Annotated in this window: 10 protein-coding genes and 2 rRNA genes; 9 read left to right on the forward strand and 3 right to left on the reverse strand. The window is 44.1% G+C overall.

Annotation, left to right across the window (positions count from 1 at the left end):
* The first annotated feature begins 8 nt into the window (after window positions 1-8).
* The 7 genes from proX (at window position 9) to emrB (ending at window position 7434) form a co-directional block, all read left to right on the forward strand.
* Window positions 9-1007: a glycine betaine/L-proline ABC transporter substrate-binding protein ProX gene (gene proX / locus TI10_RS12395; RefSeq protein ID WP_049583647.1), complete on the forward strand. Its 999-nt coding sequence runs from the start codon at window positions 9-11 to the stop codon at window positions 1005-1007.
* Between the two features lie 376 nt (window positions 1008-1383).
* Window positions 1384-2574, forward strand: coding sequence for an MFS transporter (locus TI10_RS12400; RefSeq protein ID WP_049583648.1), 1191 nt, complete (start codon window positions 1384-1386; stop codon window positions 2572-2574).
* Between the two features lie 125 nt (window positions 2575-2699).
* Window positions 2700-3458 (forward strand): AzlC family ABC transporter permease, encoded by a 759-nt coding sequence (locus TI10_RS12405; RefSeq protein WP_049583649.1) that lies wholly within the window; start codon window positions 2700-2702, stop codon window positions 3456-3458.
* The gene (ygaH, locus tag TI10_RS12410; RefSeq protein ID WP_175445349.1) at window positions 3458-3793 is read left to right on the forward strand and encodes an L-valine transporter subunit YgaH; all 336 of its coding nucleotides are present in this window, start codon (window positions 3458-3460) and stop codon (window positions 3791-3793) included. The genes TI10_RS12405 and ygaH overlap by 1 nt, the downstream gene beginning before the upstream one ends.
* Window positions 3794-3922: 129 nt before the next feature.
* The gene (gene mprA, locus TI10_RS12415) at window positions 3923-4450 is read left to right on the forward strand and encodes a transcriptional repressor MprA (RefSeq protein ID WP_011145601.1); all 528 of its coding nucleotides are present in this window, start codon (window positions 3923-3925) and stop codon (window positions 4448-4450) included.
* Window positions 4451-4687: 237 nt separating this feature from the next.
* Window positions 4688-5878: a multidrug efflux MFS transporter periplasmic adaptor subunit EmrA gene (gene emrA, locus TI10_RS12420; protein WP_049583651.1), complete on the forward strand. Its 1191-nt coding sequence runs from the start codon at window positions 4688-4690 to the stop codon at window positions 5876-5878.
* 14 nt (window positions 5879-5892) lie between these two features.
* Window positions 5893-7434, forward strand: coding sequence for a multidrug efflux MFS transporter permease subunit EmrB (gene emrB / locus TI10_RS12425; protein ID WP_049583652.1), 1542 nt, complete (start codon window positions 5893-5895; stop codon window positions 7432-7434).
* Window positions 7435-7480: 46 nt separating this feature from the next.
* Here the strand turns inward: emrB and TI10_RS12430 are convergent, their stop codons facing one another.
* A complete protein-coding gene (locus TI10_RS12430; protein ID WP_049583653.1) occupies window positions 7481-8497 on the reverse strand; it encodes a tRNA/rRNA methyltransferase in 1017 nt (338 codons plus the stop codon).
* 320 nt (window positions 8498-8817) lie between these two features.
* Here TI10_RS12430 and TI10_RS12435 point away from each other — a divergent pair, with 320 nt between their 5' ends.
* Both TI10_RS12435 and pssA read left to right on the forward strand, forming a co-directional pair.
* On the forward strand, window positions 8818-11460 hold the full coding sequence (locus TI10_RS12435) for a bifunctional acetate--CoA ligase family protein/GNAT family N-acetyltransferase (RefSeq protein ID WP_049583654.1): 2643 nt from the start codon (window positions 8818-8820) through the stop codon (window positions 11458-11460).
* Between the two features lie 163 nt (window positions 11461-11623).
* Complete coding sequence (gene pssA / locus TI10_RS12440) at window positions 11624-12979, forward strand: CDP-diacylglycerol--serine O-phosphatidyltransferase (protein ID WP_049583655.1); 1356 nt, start codon at window positions 11624-11626, stop codon at window positions 12977-12979.
* Between the two features lie 1147 nt (window positions 12980-14126).
* Here pssA and rrf read toward each other — a convergent pair.
* Together rrf and TI10_RS12450 are read right to left on the reverse strand one after the other, a co-directional pair.
* Window positions 14127-14242, reverse strand: a 5S ribosomal RNA gene (gene rrf / locus TI10_RS12445).
* 135 nt (window positions 14243-14377) lie between these two features.
* Window positions 14378-17805 (reverse strand): 23S ribosomal RNA (locus TI10_RS12450).
* Window positions 17806-17903 lie beyond the last annotated feature (98 nt).

Consider the following 17903-nt stretch of genomic DNA (forward strand, 5'->3'; position numbering starts at 1 on the left):
GAAAAACCATGCGCAAAATAGTTATCTGGGCGATATCCCTGTCATCACTGATAAGTTCTCAATTATTCGCTGTCGAATTACCAGGTAAAGGTATCAGCGTACAACCCGTACAAAGCACCCTTAGCGAAGAAACATTCCAGACGCTGATCGTCAGTAAGGCATTGGAAAAGCTTGGTTATGATGTCAAACCTATCAAAGAAGTAGACTACAATGTCGCCTATTCCTCTATCGCTTCCGGTGACGCAACCTTTATGGCTGTCAGTTGGGAACCACTGCACAACACCCAATATCAAGCAACCGGCGGTAATGCAAAATTCTACCGGGTTGGTAACTATGTAGAAAATGCCGCTCAGGGATACTTAATCGACAAAAAAACAGCGGAAAAATACAACATCACGAATATTGCCCAATTGAAAGATCCGAAAATAGCTAAATTATTCGATACCAACGGTAATGGCAAAGCCGATTTGACTGGCTGTAATCCCGGTTGGGGCTGTGAAATCGCCATTAACCATCATCTCAAAGCTTATGGTTTAAACAATAGCGTTGAGCATAATCAAGGGAACTATGCAGCCATGATGGCAGATACCATTACCCGCTATAAAGAAGGCAAACCCATCTTGTATTACACATGGACACCTTATTGGGTTAGTGATGTGCTGAAACCGGGTAAAGATGTTGTCTGGCTGCAAGTTCCTTTCTCCGCTATGCCTAACGATGAAAAAATAGAGACGAAACTGCCAAATGGCGCTAACTATGGTTTCCCACCAAGTATTATGCACATTGCCGCCAATAAAAAGTGGGCAGAAAGCAACCCGTCCGCCGCCAAGCTATTCTCTATCATGAAAATGCCCCTTGCGGATATCAATGCCCAAAACCTGAGGATGCATAATGGCGAAGCATCACAAGCGGAGATTGAACGCCACGCCAATGGTTGGATTAAAGCTCATCAAAAATTGTTTGATGATTGGGTTAAAACTGCCATTGAAGCCGCCGGAAAAAATTAATATTTAACACATCACAGTGAATTGATATAAAGCAATTCACTGTTTTTCATTGCTATTTTTTCTGACGAGAAATTATTATTAAAATTTACATTTCAACCGTTTTATGGTCATTATCACCATATTATAGCAAATATTAAGAATTAATATCGTTTTCACATTTCATTCTCAGTTCGATTTGGTAGTTAAATCACAAGGTTAAAACTACCTAAAACAATGAATACTCAATAGAGTTTCTTTAGCAACCATTCCCTCAGCTTTACCATTGAACCTGAATAAAAATTCATTACAATGCAAAAAGTTTAGCTCGTGACTATAGACTTTCAACGAGCAATCCACTCACCCCTAACCTGCCGTTTAAATATAAGAAAATACATTTATGGAAGAAAATATTTCCCGTACACCATTAAGTCCAGCGTTGATTGCACTGATCGCAATCGCCACAGGTCTGGTTGTCGCCAGCAACTATTATGCACAGCCGCTACTCGATACTATTGCGTTACAATTTAATCTGACCGTCAACGAAGCGGGATTTATTGTAACTACAGCTCAATTGAGCTATGCCGTTGGCCTAACATTCCTTGTGCCATTAGGTGATATGTTCGAACGACGCAGTTTAATTGTCTCAATGACAGTATTAGCTACTGTTGGATTACTGATTACCGCCACGTCGCAGAACATCTGGCAAATGTTACTGGGAACGGCAATGACGGGCTTATTTTCGGTGGTTGCTCAAATACTGGTTCCGCTGGCCGCAACACTTGCTCTTCCCCATCAACGTGGAAAAGCTGTCGGTACGATTATGAGCGGTTTACTGCTTGGAATATTACTGGCAAGAACCATCTCAGGAACAATGGCGACTTTTGGCGGCTGGAGAACTGTTTTTTGGGTTGCCAGTGTTTTATTGGTGATTCTTTCTCTGACTCTGTGGCGCTACCTGCCCCGTCATAAACAAGTCACTAATCTCAATTATTTCCAATTACTTGGCTCTATTGTAAACCTTATCACTACCAGCCCGCTGCTAAGAGTACGCGCCATACTGGGTGCGCTGACATTTGCCAACTTCAGCCTGCTATGGACATCAATGGCATTCCTGCTCTCAGCACCTCCTTTTAACTATTCTGAAGGCATCATCGGCTTATTTGGATTAGTCGGCGCCGCTGGGGCACTGATGGCAACCAAAACCGGACAACTCGTTGATAAAGGCAAAGGTCCTCTGACCACCAGCATTTCCCTGGCGCTATTACTTTTTTCATGGATACCGATCGGTTTAGTCAAAGAATCACTAATTGGCTTTCTAATTGGTATTTTTCTCCTTGATATTGCGATTCAAGGTGTTCACGTTACAAATCAAAGCACGATATACCGCATCATGCCAGAAGCCAGAAACCGACTCACCGCCGCTTACATGACCAGCTATTTCATTGGCGGGGCCTTTGGTTCTCTGGTTTCAGGTTATGCTTACAAACACTCAGGTTGGTATGGTGTTGCCGCCTCTGGCATTGCTATCTGCATAATCAGTCTAATCGTGTGGTTTTTGGGCAAAAAGCACGAACCAAAGACGCTGTAAGAAACAAGTTACAATACAAGAACGTTTAAATAAAAACATTTATGAAACATTTGTTAAGGATCATATTTTCTATTTGGTTTCCTTTTGTTAATGTTACATAACATTTATATAACCAGATAGATTTTATGCCTGTTTCTGATACATCACCGCCCTTAATCAGTAAAAAATCTTCTTTTACTGAAGGAATAATAGACAGTTTACCCATTGTCATCGGCTACATTCCCGTAGCCTTTGCTTTTGGTCTTAATGCCGTAAAACTCGGCTTCAACCCAATAGAAGCCATTTTCTTTTCATGCATCATCTACGCCGGCGCAAGTCAGTTCGTCATCACAGCTTTACTGAGCGCAGGCACATCACTATGGATTTCTGCCCTAACAATCATGGCAATGGATGTACGCCATATTCTTTATGGCCCATCTTTAAGGCACCGTATCAAAGATAAGTTAACGGAGAAAAAAACCGTTATCTGGGCTTTTGGTCTGACAGATGAGGTTTTTGCCGCCGCTACCGCAAAACTCATTAAGAACCAACGGAGCTGGAGTGAAAACTGGATGGTTGCTATTGCAATCTGTTCCTGGCTGGCCTGGGTCGCAGGTACCACAGCCGGGGCATTTCTTGGCAACGGTTATTTGGAATCCTATCCTGCCGTAGAAGCTGCCATGATTTTCATGTTACCAGCACTGTTTCTCAGTTTTCTTCTTGCTTCTTGCAGAAAGCAAAATAGTTATTGTGTTGCAACCGCGCTAACCGGAGCACTATTAGGGATTACATTTTTCTCAATTCCAGTTGCTATTCTGGCAGGTATTGTCGGTGGTTGCATCGCAGCACTGTTACAACCGCAAAACAGTTGCAATGACTCTTCTGAACAAAAGGAAATACCATGATTGACAGCAAGATTTTGCTCATTGGGCTATTTGTTGGGTTAGCTAACTTTTCGTTTCGCTATCTGCCGCTGCGATTTGGGAAAGCACGCCAATCCGCCGGCAGGAAAGGTGGAAAAACAAGCATCATTCTTGACAGTATTGGTATTGCATCTATTTGTTCTTTACTCATCGTATCGGGTGTACCTGATGTAATGAGAGAGAGTCAAAAACTATTTCCGACCCTCATAGGTTGTCTAACCATCTGCTTAGTCTTTTACAAAACAAGGAAAATTATGCTCGCAACGTTATTTGGCGCACTACTTTTTGGACTAACATTCAAAATATTTATGAATTAGGTATCAATATCAAAAGAAATATGATGATAACAAATAACTACAATTGCTAAATTTATCTTTTAATATACCATTTGGATGTTTGATAACAAAAGTTATCTTACCAGTTGAAACTAATAAGGTATCTAAATAATGGAAAGTTCGTTTACGCCTACCGAAGAATTACTGAATATTCGTGCAGCACAGCAAGCCAAATTAAATAAAGATATCCCTTATCAAGAGATCCTGTTGACTAGGTTATCAATGCACGTCCAAAGTAAATTGCTTGAAAACCGTAATAATATGCTGAAAGCTCAAGGAATCAATGAAACTTTGTTCATGGCCTTGATGATCCTTGATACTAAGGAAAGCCACAGCATTCAGCCATCAGAATTAAGTGCCGCATTGGGTTCTTCCCGTACTAACGCCACTCGTATTGCTGATGAATTAGAAAAGCAGGAGTGGATTGAAAGAAAGGAAAGTCATAACGACCGCCGTTGCCTTCATCTTCATCTGACAGAACAAGGTACAAAATTTTTAAATAGTTTGCTTCCACCTCAACATGAGTGCCTGAGAAGACTTTGGTCATGCCTTGACCAGGAGGAACAAAAACAGTTAGAAAAGTTAATGAGAAAATTACTGGTCAGACTTGATACAATGGGCGATTGTATCAAAAAATAGCTTGTTATTTAATCGAACAATTTTTATCCAAAACAACACTTCCCTGGTTAAATTGTTCGAAAAAATTTTCCTGTTAGCTAAGATGATATTTTCTGCAAAAAGCTAACTATTATTCTTCGATAACATTGGACCCTGTGTCATTCATCTTTCCAGTAGTGATGATATACCCACTACTGGAAAGTGATCTGAAAAAAATAGTATTACTAAGAAGATAAATAACAAGCATGGGGATTTACTATGAGCGCAAATGAGGAAATAGAAGTACAAGCGGCACAAGATCCAAACCCAAACAGTAGCAAAAAAAGGCAACGTAGTCGTGCCCTCATGTTACTAACCCTTGTCTTCACCCTGCTCGGTGTTGCCTACTTTTTCTATTGGTTTCTCATTTTACGTCATCATCAGGAAACAGATAACGCCTACGTTACAGGTAATCAAGTTCAAATCATGTCGCAAGTTGCTGGCAGTGTAATCACAGTTAACTTTGACAATACTGACTTTGTGAAAAGCGGTAATGTACTGGTACAACTCGATCCCCGTGATGCAGAATTAGCATTAGAAAAAGCAAAAACAGCATTAGCCAATAGTGTTCGCCAAACTCATCAACAGATAGTTAATAGCAAACAGTATCAGGCTAACATCGCCCTACGCAGATCCGAATTAACCAAAGTTCAAAATGATCTTAGCCGCCGAGAAATACTTAGCGCTCAAAGAGTCATTGGCAAAGAAGAGTTGCAACATGCACAGGAAGCTGTCGCCAGTGCCCGAGCTGCGCTGGATATGGCTATCGAACAATATAACGCTAATCAAGCAATTATCCTGAATACGCCTTTAGAGAAACAGCCTGCCGTTGAACAAACTGCAACGGAAGTCCGTAATACCTGGCTGGCTTTACAACGCACGAAAATAGTCAGCCCAATTGATGGCTATGTCTCACGCCGTAGTGTACAAGTTGGCGCTCAAATTAATAAAAATACTCCACTAATGGCGATAGTTTCGGCAAACGATATGTGGATCGAAGCTAACTTCAAGGAGACGCAAATTTCGGGTATGCGCATTGGTCAACCCGTGGAAATCACCAGCGATTTCTATGGTGGAAGCAAGGTATTTAGCGGCAAAATTACCGGCCTTGATATGGGTACCGGCAGCGCCTTCTCTTTATTACCCGCTCAGAACGCCAGTGGCAATTGGATTAAGGTTGTACAACGTTTACCCGTCCGCATTGAACTTGATTCTGGGCAATTAGAAAAATACCCATTACGCATCGGCCTCTCGACTAAAGTCAGAGTAGATACTACAAATCCTGATGGAGCGGTTCTGTCTGATAGAACACGCACTAAATCGGCTTATCACACCACGGCTCTGGCAATAGATATGTCTCCTGCCAATAAAATAGTTAACGACATTATTAATAGTAATGCTGGAAAATAATACCGGAGGCTAAGGTGACGAGACAGCCGCTTACAGGCGCCAAACTTGCATGGATGACCATTGCGTTATCCTTGGCAACGTTCATGCAAGTGTTAGATTCTACCATTGCTAACGTAGCAATACCCACTATTTCAGGTAACCTGGGATCATCAAATTCTCAAGGAATCTGGGTCATTACCTCTTTCGGCGTTGCCAATGCGATTTCCATCCCAATTACTGGATGGCTGGCAAAACGCATCGGCGAAGTTAAATTATTTATCTGGTCAACCGCTCTATTCTCCATTGCTTCTTGGCTATGCGGTATTTCCAACAGTCTTAACATGCTAATCTTCTTTCGGGTTATTCAGGGATTAGTTGCAGGTCCTCTTATCCCCCTTTCACAAAGCCTACTCCTGAACAATTATCCACCAGCCAAAGGAAATATGGCATTGGCGCTATGGTCAATCACGATCATTGTCGCGCCGATTTTTGGCCCTATTCTGGGTGGTTACATCAGTGATAACTATCATTGGGGATGGATCTTCTTCATCAACGTGCCTGTCGGTATAGCAATTATTCTGATTGCTATGCAAACGCTGAAAGGGCGTGAAACTCAAACAGAGATCAAACCTATCGACACAATAGGATTGATGTTATTGGTTGTCGGCGTTGGTTGTTTACAGATCATGCTAGATCAGGGTAAAGAACTAGACTGGTTTAACTCTACAGAAATTATCATATTAGCGGTTATCGCAATCATCTCATTAGCATTTCTAGTGGTATGGGAATTGACCGACGATAACCCGATTATTGACCTATCACTGTTTAAAGAACGTAATTTTACCATTGGCTGCTTCTGTTTGAGCTTAGCTTATATGCTCTATTTTGGCACAATCGTATTATTACCTCAGTTATTACAAGAAGTGTTCGGTTATACCGCAACTTGGTCAGGTCTTGCATCAGCGCCGGTAGGATTGTTGCCACTAATTATTTCTCCACTGATTGGTAAATTCGGCAATAAAGCCGATATGCGCTACATAGTGACATTCAGCTTTGTTGTTTATGCCATCTGTTATTATTGGCGTGCATATACATTCGAACCCGGCATGGATTTTGCCGCAGTCGCATGGCCTCAGTTTATCCAAGGGTTTGCCATTGCCTGTTTCTTCATGCCGCTCACAACCATTACTCTTTCCGGCTTGCGGTCAGAACGAGTGGCATCTGCATCCAGTCTATCGAATTTCATCCGGACATTGGCTGGTTCAATAGGAACATCACTAACAACAACCATGTGGACCCAACGCGAATCAATGCATCATGCCCATTTTACTGAACACATCAACCCTTATAGCCCCGATACTCAACAGATTTATCAACAATTATCGGAATCGGGAATGAATAACCAACAAATTCCCGCTTATCTGGCAAAAGAGATTACCCATCAAGGACTCATAATTTCAGCGAATGAAATTTTCTGGCTCTCCGCCGGCGTATTCCTGATATTAATCGTACTCGTCTGGTTCGCAAAACCACCATTCACACAGGGAAGTAAAGAGAATATTGGCGGAGCCCACTAAATCTTAAATAGCAAAGCGGGGAACATTACACTCCCCGCTTTTCCTATCAAGCTTTATTCTGTCGCCACCATTCAGCTAGCATAATGCCAGTTGCAACAGAAACGTTCAGGCTTTCAACCAACCCCGCGCCACCAACGAACAAGCTCATATCACCATGTTCAAAAGCACTGTCACTCAAGCCATCACGTTCCTGACCCAGTACCAGAACCATTTTTTCCGGTAATTCAGCTTTAGCTAAATCGGTACTACCTTTATGGCTGGATGTCGTTACAATGGTGTAACCCGCTTGACGAAATTTATCCAGTGTAGTGATCAAGCTATCAGCATCAATACCTTTAATATGCTCAGCGCCACCCTCTGCTGTACGGATAGCCGCACCCGACTCCAGCAAGGCCACATCGTGCAAAATCACCCCTTGCACACCGAAATGCGCACAACTTCGCATAATAGCGCCAAGGTTGTGAGGATTACCCACATCTTCAAGAGCCAAAACACAATCTTTTACTGGAGCATCTTGCAGGTAGGTCTCTGCATCCAAACCGTTGCGTTTCTTAATCAGAAAACAAACACCACCATGATGTTCAGTACCCGACACTTTCGTCAGTTCAGCCTCATCCACAACATGATAGGCTTTACGGTTAGCAGCCATCCATTTCAGCGCATTGCGGAAACGTGGTGTCACCGACTCAACGAACCAAGCACGAACTATTGCTTCAGAACGGTTTTTAAACATCGCTTGGCAAGCATTCTCACCATAAATCCGAGTTTCTTCCATTCGCTGACGACGGAGCTGTTCAGGATCAATCTGGCTTTTCCCACTGATACCACCATGCACTGGCGTTAAAGAATCACTCTCAGGGCGCGACACTGTTTTCCAAGGCGATCTTTCACGCTCATTGGCGCGCGGAGAACGGGATGTTCGCTCATTGTCCCGACGACGCTGACCTTGATCGCGTCCTTTGCCAGACGGACGTTTGTTATTGCTGCGGCTGTCATTATCGCCCTCACTGCGGACATACATCACTTTGACTTTGCCATTTCTACCACTGTATGAATCGTTCATTCGTTTCTCCAACTGCTTTATGGCGCGAAGATTACCTGATGTGCGCATCTTAAGCTACCTCTGACAACCATAATCCACCAAAATGCGCTCTTAACTCCCTGCTTTCGGCAAGAAATGCCGTACTTGCTATAGAGAGCACCGTCAGGCTACCTGTTGAAACAGACCCCTGCCAAAGATATTCAAGCTACAGCCCGGTACCATTTTGAAACAAGCTGGCAATTTAATTGCTTCTCAGCAACTGCATCCAATAACGTAAGTCACAGCAATGACTTGCAAAATCAGCTACAGTTATCAACTAACCACAAATAAGGAGCCTCCCGATGAGCCAGCGCGGACTTGAAGCTTTATTACGCCCTAAATCCATTGCTGTAATTGGCGCCTCAGAAAAACCAGAACGAGCGGGTTCAGTTATGATGCGCAACCTACTTGCAGGAGGTTTTGCCGGGCCAATACTACCGGTAACTCCCAATAGCCGTTCTGTTCAAGGGGTTCTAGCTTACCCTTCAATAGATAAATTACCAATCACACCAGATTTGGCTATTATCTGTACTCATCACCACCGTAATTTGCAATGTCTGGAACAACTAGGGCAATTGGGTTGCAAAACAGTGATTATTCTTTCCTCGCCAAAGCCCCAATTTACTGAATTAAAACAGTACTGCCAGCGCTATAGTATCCGACTACTTGGACCAAACAGTTTGGGACTATTAGCCCCCTGGCAAGGGCTGAATGCCAGCTTTTCTCCGATTCCAATTCTCAAAGGGAAATTAGCCTTTATTTCTCAATCTGCGGCAGTCTCAAATACGATTCTTGACTGGGCGCAACATCGGGGAGTCGGATTTTCCTACTTTATCGCGTTAGGCGACAGTGTAGATATCGATATTGATCATCTACTCGATTTTCTGGCTCGTGACAGTAAAACCAGCGCCATCCTGCTCTATTTAGAGCATATCCATCACGCCCGTCGCTTTCTTTCAGCATCTAGAAGCGCTTCCCGCAATAAACCTATTTTAGTGGTCAAAAGCGGCCGTACCAGACGAGCACAGAAATTACTTGGTGAACAACAAAATCTGGATGCAGCCTATGATGCAGCAATTCAGCGAGCAGGGTTATTACGCGTACAAGATATGCATGAAATGTTTTCTGCTGTAGAAACCTTAAGCCATATGTCACCTTTACGGGGGGAACGACTATTTATCGTCAGCAATGGCGCTGCTCCAACCGCAATGGCGCTGGATGAGTTATTCCTCCGTAACGGTAAGCTCGCAATATTAGGTGAAGAGACAACAAAGGCATTAAAAACACAACTACCAGAAACTATCTCCCTACATAATCCACTGGATTTAAGAGACGACTCCACGGTGGAACGTTATATCGCTGCGTTAAAACCGTTACTAGACAGCCACGACCATGATGCTCTGTTACTTATTCATTCTCCTAGCGCAATCGCTCCCGGTATTCAAACTGCCATAAAAGTCATTGAAACAATCCGTAAACACCCAAGGGGAAAATGGCTAACTATTTTTACCAATTGGTGCGGTGAATACTCTTCTCAAGAAGCCCGCCGCCTATTCAGTGAAGCAGGTATTCCAACTTATCGCACCCCGGAAGGAGCAATTACTGCTTTCATGCACATGGTGGAATATCGCCGCAATCAAAAACAATTAACAGAAACACCGGCCCTACCAGTAAACATCACAGCTAATACAGCACGTGCCCATCAATGCATACAACAGGCGCTGGAACAGGGAAACTCACGTCTAGATACTCATGAAGTTCAACCTATTCTGGCAGCCTATGGCCTAAATACGTTGCCAACATGGATTGCTCATAACAGCGATGAAGCCGTCAATATTGCCCAACAGATCGGTTATCCTGTCGCTCTAAAATTACACTCGCCAGATATCCCGCATAAATCAGAAGTTCAGGGGGTTATGCTCTATTTGCGAAATGCAAACGAAGTCAAGGCTTCTGCTCAAGCGATTATCGAACGTGTCAATCAGAATTTCCCACACGCAAGAATTCAAGGACTGTTAGTTCAAAGCATGGCAAACCGTGCCGGCGCACAAGAGCTACGTATTGCAGTAGAGCAAGATGAGGTATTTGGCCCACTGATCATGTTAGGTGAAGGAGGTATTGAGTGGTCACAGGAGACACAAACAGCCGTCGCGTTGCCGCCTCTCAATATGGCGTTAGCGCGATATCTGGTTATTCAGGCGATTAAAAGTAGAAAAATTAAACTCAGGGGAGCTCCCCAATCATTAGACATACTGGCACTCAGCCGACTGTTAGTTCAGGTATCTAACCTGTTACTTGATTGCCCGCAAATTGTACGACTAGATATTCATCCGTTACTGGCTTCTGGCGACGAATTCACATTATTAGATGTTTCAATGGAATTATCTTCGATAGAAGGCGATCCACGAACCAGATTAGCTATCCGTCCATATCCAAGTGAACTAGAAGAAACGATAAAACTCAAAGGGGATGCAGAATGCCTGCTACGCCCGATCCTGCCAGAAGATGAACCATTGCTGAAAGATTTTATCAGCCAGGTTACTAAAGAAGATCTCTACTACCGCTACTTTAGTGAAATCAGCGAATTTACACACGATGATCTGGCCAATATGACCCAGATTGATTACGACCGCGAAATGGCATTTGTTGCTGTACGACATCCTAAAACGACTCCGGAAATTATCGGGGTTACTCGTGCCATAGCTGACCCTGATAATGTCGAAGCAGAATTCGCTGTGCTAGTGCGTTCTGACTTAAAAGGGATTACCCTTGGATATCAGCTTATGATAAAACTGATTAACTATACACGAGAGCATGGCATAAACCGCCTTAATGCCATCACCATGCCAGAAAATCGCACTATGATAAAACTCGCTAAAAAACTGGGATTTACCATAGATATTCAATTTGAGGACAGCATTGTAAACTTATCCCTCGAACTTTAAATCAACTTCGTGATGAATCGCACAGACTTGAATCATTAGGCATTAGAGCGTTAAATCATGCTCACAATTAGCCAGACTAATGGTATTATTGCCAGATCATTTGATTCATTGCTTTACATAGTAGTCTTTTAGCCATCCAACATAAGAGAAAAAGCGCACTGTGATGTTGTCTAAATTCAAACAAGCTAAACATCAACAACACCTTGCACAACTGCCTAAGCTACCTCAGTCAGTTGCTGATGTTAAAACACTTTATCAACCTGAAGTGTTCCGCAGCACCCTACTGGAAAAAATTGCTAACGCTGAAAAACATATTTATATCATCTCCCTCTATCTGGAAAATGATGATGCAGGGAGAGATATCCTGAATGCACTTTATGCAGCTAAACAACAACGTCCGGGCTTGGACATTAAAGTGCTCGTTGACTGGCATCGAGCGCAACGTGGACGAATTGGCGCCGCTGCAATGGTAACAAATGCCGATTGGTATTGTGCTATGGCAGAAACTTATCCCGATGTGAAAATTCCAGTGCTAGGTGTACCTGTAAATACCCGTGAAGCACTGGGTGTTTTACATTTAAAAGGTTTTATCTTTGACGACACTGTAGTTTATAGCGGAGCAAGCATTAATGATGTTTATCTCCACCAACATGATAAATATCGTTATGATCGCTACCACTTGCTTCACAATGCAAAACTTGCAGAAGCAATGAAACACTTTGTTGATAATTACATTATCGCGACAGGAGCCGTACAGAAACTGGATTGTAAGAACCGTCTTCGTATTCCTGAAATTAAAAACTTGATCCGTCAATTACGTTTTTCTCTGCGGCACACTACCTATAAAATAGACAATCAGGCAACAAATGATGAGCTATCTGTCACTCCACTTGCCGGTCTGGGAAAGAAAAATCTACTAAATAAAACCATTAGCCATCTGATCGCTAGCACAGAACAAAAACTGATTATTTGTACTCCGTATTTTAATCTACCAGCCATCATTGTCCGGCGTATTGTTCATCTGCTTCGTCAAGGCAAACACGTGGAAATTATTGTTGGCGATAAAACTGCTAACGATTTTTACATTCCACCGGAAGAACCATTTAAAATTATCGGTGCGCTACCTTATTTGTATGAAATCAATCTGCGCCGTTTTATCAGCAGACTACAGCGTTATATTGACAACAATCAACTGACTATCAGGTTGTGGAAAGATGGTGATAATAGCTATCACCTGAAAGGTGTATGGGTGGATAATCAATGGCAATTGATTACAGGAAATAATCTTAATCCTCGTGCCTGGGGACTAGATTTAGAAAATGCCATTCTTATCCACGATCCTCATAAAGAAATGCAGGAGCAACGTACAAAAGAACTACACTGTATTCGCACTTATACTACGGTTGTCAGTAATTATCAGGAATTGGACAGCATCCAGTTTTACCCAGTCAAAGTACGTAAACTTATCCGCCGTTTACGCCGTATCCGGGTAGACAAATTGATTAGTCGTATTCTGTAATTGAATCGATAAAGCGAATTATCTTTTCTAAATCAAATCTCCTGATATTGAATAATTTCGGGAGATTTTTTTACTATCGAATTTTTATTTAATAAATCTTAAATTTATTTAAATAATAGTAATATTCAAAAGTATGCAAATTCAGATTCAGCTTCTGGAGATAAAAAAATAAAACAACTAATCCTATTAATATACTATTTTTCAACAAAAAATTGATTGAATTACAATCCTAGAATGTTCTATTTAAAAATATTATTTTTCTGGTCGGAATATCTTATTTAAAGTTTCGTAGATAACTCCTTCTCTAAGTTTCACTTATAAAATCACAAAACCAGTGGAGTAAAATATATTTATAAGATTAATCAAAAAAACATCAGCGTAATACCATTTAAAGATGGTATTTATTCCTCAAAAAAACATAATAACTTGTTAAACTTAAAATATTTCTACTCACTTCTACAAGTCTAATGGGAATAACCATCAGATAAAATCCTTAAACAGATTAAATAAATAACAACCAGAAAAATGGTACGATAAGTTGGAAAAGATAGAAAATATATTATTAATATTAAGCTGAACGTAAAATACTATATACAATACCAACAAAACAAAGAATTAAGAATAATTTTCGATAACAGTTCAGAATTTACACGCCATGAAATTATCAGTGAAAAATTAGAGAAGAAAGTTGAACTTGCTAATTCCTATACAACTATAAAAGAAAGGGGTAAATGAGAATATAAATAAACTAATCAGAACTTTCTAAAAAGAATAAATTTAATAAAATCTCTAGCCGAAAAATAAATTCAGTCATAAACCCCGTAAAAACGAGGGATGCAAAACATTTAACAAATTATTTAAAGGGATGAAAATTTATTTAATCACAGCATAATTATATTACACTTACTATATGAAACCACAAAGTAAATATATGTAATAAAGTAATATTTTATAAACGCAAAACCCCCAGCTCTCGCTGAGGGTTTCTACTGTATTTAAAGCCTGGCAGTTTACAAACGGCTTTCCTGCCGTTTGCCCTTCGGGCCGTCGCTGCTCGCGACGTTCAACTCCGTTCCCGACGGAGTTGTCCTACTCTCTACCATTGTGCCTTATGTCACTGTTTCCATCACATAAAGCTAAAGTTAAAGCCTGGCAGTTCCCTACTCTCACATGGGGAGACCCCACACTACCATCGGCGCTACGGCGTTTCACTGCTGAGTTCGGCATGGGGTCAGGTGGGACCGCCGCGCTATCGCCGCCAGGCATATTCCGTTTTATCCCGGCCGTTGCTTCTCCACAACCGCCCGGTTCAATCTCTGAACAAGCTGAAATTCATCTCTCTTCCGTCTTCTGACCGCTGTCCGCTGTCTTCTGACACCAAAACACCTTCGGCGTTGTAAGGTTAAGCCTCTCGGTTCATTAGTACTGGTCAGCTCAATGCATCGCTGCACTTACACACCCAGCCTATCCACGTCTTCGTCTTAAACGTTCCTTCCGTGACCTCAAGTCAAGGGAAGACTCATCTCAAGGCAAGTTTCCCGCTTAGATGCTTTCAGCGGTTATCTCTCCCGCACTTAGCTACCGGGCTATGCCATTGGCATGACAACCCGTACACCAGCGGTGCGTCCACTCCGGTCCTCTCGTACTAGGAGCAGCCCCTTTCAATCTTCCTGCGCCCACGGCAGATAGGGACCGAACTGTCTCACGACGTTCTAAACCCAGCTCGCGTACCACTTTAAATGGCGAACAGCCATACCCTTGGGACCTACTTCAGCCCCAGGATGTGATGAGCCGACATCGAGGTGCCAAACACCGCCGTCGATATGAACTCTTGGGCGGTATCAGCCTGTTATCCCCGGAGTACCTTTTATCCGTTGAGCGATGGCCCTTCCATTCAGAACCACCGGATCACTAAGACCTACTTTCGTACCTGCTCGAGCCGTCACTCTCGCAGTTAAGCTGGCTTATGCCTTTGCACTAACCTCACGATGTCCGACCGTGATTAGCCAACCTTCGTGCTCCTCCGTTACGCTTTGGGAGGAGACCGCCCCAGTCAAACTACCCGCCAGACACTGTCCTCAGCCCGGATGACGGGCCTAAGTGAGAACATCGAGCATTCAAGGGTGGTATTTCAAGGATGGCTCCATGCAGACTGGCGTCCGCACTTCCAAGCCTCCCACCTATCCTACACATCAAGGCTCCATGTTCAGTGTCAAGCTATAGTAAAGGTTCACGGGGTCTTTCCGTCTTGCCGCGGGAACACTGCATCTTCACAGCGAGTTCAATTTCACTGAGTCTCGGGTGGAGACAGCCTGGCCATCATTACGCCATTCGTGCAGGTCGGAACTTACCCGACAAGGAATTTCGCTACCTTAGGACCGTTATAGTTACGGCCGCCGTTTACTGGGGCTTCGATCAAGAGCGTCGCCTTGCGGCTAACCCCATCAATTAACCTTCCAGCACCGGGCAGGCGTCACACCGTATACGTCCACTTACGTGTTGGCACAGTGCTGTGTTTTTAATAAACAGTTGCAGCCAGCTGGTCTCTGCGACTGGCTTCGGCTCCGGGGGCAAACCCCTTCACCTAACGCCAGCGTGCCTTCTCCCGAAGTTACGGCACCATTTTGCCTAGTTCCTTCACCCGAGTTCTCTCAAGCGCCTGAGTATTCTCTACCTGACCACCTGTGTCGGTTTGGGGTACGATTCAATGTCACCTGATGCTTAGAGGCTTTTCCTGGAAGCCGGGCATCAACCACTTCACCGCCGTAGCGGCTCGTCATCACGCCTCAGTGTTAAAAGAAGAGCGGATTTGCCTGCTCCTCCCACCTACACGCTTAAACCGGGACGACCGTCGCCCGGATGGCCTAGCCTTCTCCGTCCCCCCTTCGCAGTCACATTCAGTACAGGAATATTAACCTGTTTCCCATCAGCTACGCCGTTCGGCCTCGCCTTAGGGGTCGACTCACCCTGCCCCGATTAACGTTGGACAGGAACCCTTGGTCTTCCGGCGAGCGGGTTTTTCACCCGCTTTATCGTTACTTATGTCAGCATTCGCACTTCTGATACCTCCAGCAGGCCTCACGGCGCCGCCTTCACCGGCTTACAGAACGCTCCCCTACCCATTCAGAGAACAGACGTCAGAATACAGCTTACAGACGCCGCCCCAGTCCAGTCAGCATTTTCGCTATCTCTTCATAGTCCATCGCGCCATTCCTGCCACTGAACCCGATTGATATAGCCCAAATCCAGACAATATCTTAACCATACACGCATCTCATCGGCACTGCCTAAGGCTATACTAATGAAACGCCTGAACTCGGGTTTGGAATAATGCTGCTTACCAAAGCCCTCGGCAAGGTTGGACGCAAATGCCCTTACTTGCCCGCCCGACCTGGTCCGCTAATCCATATTGTTCGTACTGAGGAAATGTCAAACTCACCTGATGAATTTCTAACGAAATTCGATAAGCTTTCTTAAACACGTCCAATTGCTCGAATCCATATGACATCATTCCGTCCTCTGTCTTCTGAAATCTGTCCTCTGAATGCCGCAGCTTCGGCGCATGGTTTAGCCCCGTTACATCTTCCGCGCAGGCCGACTCGACCAGTGAGCTATTACGCTTTCTTTCAATGATGGCTGCTTCTAAGCCAACATCCTGGCTGTCTGGGCCTTCCCACATCGTTTCCCACTTAACCATGACTTCGGGACCTTAGCTGGCGGTCTGGGTTGTTTCCCTCTTCACGACGGACGTTAGCACCCGCCGTGTGTCTCCCGTGATGACATTCTTCGGTATTCGCAGTTTGCATCGGGTTGGTAAGCCGGGATGGCCCCCTAGCCGAAACAGTGCTCTACCCCCGAAGATGAACTCACGAGGCGCTACCTAAATAGCTTTCGGGGAGAACCAGCTATCTCCCGGTTTGATTGGCCTTTCACCCCCAGCCACAAGTCATCCGCTAATTTTTCAACATTAGTCGGTTCGGTCCTCCAGTTAGTGTTACCCAACCTTCAACCTGCCCATGGCTAGCTCACCGGGTTTCGGGTCTATACCCTGCAACTCATTTCGCCCAGTTAAGACTCGGTTTCCCTGCGGCTCCCCTATGCGGTTAACCTTGCTACAGAATATAAGTCGCTGACCCATTATACAAAAGGTACGCAGTCACCCCACCCCAAAACGCTCCACTGCTTGATGATTGTGTTGGGCGTCGCTGTCGCTCCGCCAACCGCGCATCAGTGATGTCGTTACGCATTTTGTGCGCCACGCAAAGCGAAACGCTTTGGTGGTGGGGCTCCCACTGCTTGTACGTACACGGTTTCAGGTTCTCTTTCACTCCCCTCGCCGGGGTTCTTTTCGCCTTTCCCTCACGGTACTGGTTCACTATCGGTCAGTCAGGAGTATTTAGCCTTGGAGGATGGTCCCCCCTTCTTCAGACAGGATTTCTCGTGTCCCGCCTTACTCGTCGAACTCACAACCACGCCATCTTCGAGTACGGGGCTGTCACCCTCTCTCGCCGGCCTTTCCAGACCGTTCCTCTGATGCTGTGGCTGATGCAGGTTCTGGGCTCCTCCCCGTTCGCTCGCCGCTACTGGGGGAATCTCGGTTGATTTCTTTTCCTCGGGGTACTGAGATGTTTCAGTTCCCCCGGTTCGCCTCATTAACCTATGGATTCAGTTAATGATAGTGCAACGCATTGCACTGGGTTTCCCCATTCGGACATCGCCGGCTCATATCGCTTCATATCAGCTTACCGACGCTTTTCGCAGATTAGCGCGTCCTTCATCGCCTCTGACTGCCTAGGCATCCACCGTGTACGCTTAGTCGCTTAACCTCACAACCCGAAACTGTCTCGGACTGCTGCAGCTTGAGAGACTCGTCAATAATACCTCAGCGATATTATCGAGTGTTTCAATTTTTCAGCTTGTTCCA

Source organism: Photorhabdus luminescens subsp. luminescens, assembly GCF_001083805.1.
GTDB lineage: Bacteria > Pseudomonadota > Gammaproteobacteria > Enterobacterales > Enterobacteriaceae > Photorhabdus > Photorhabdus luminescens.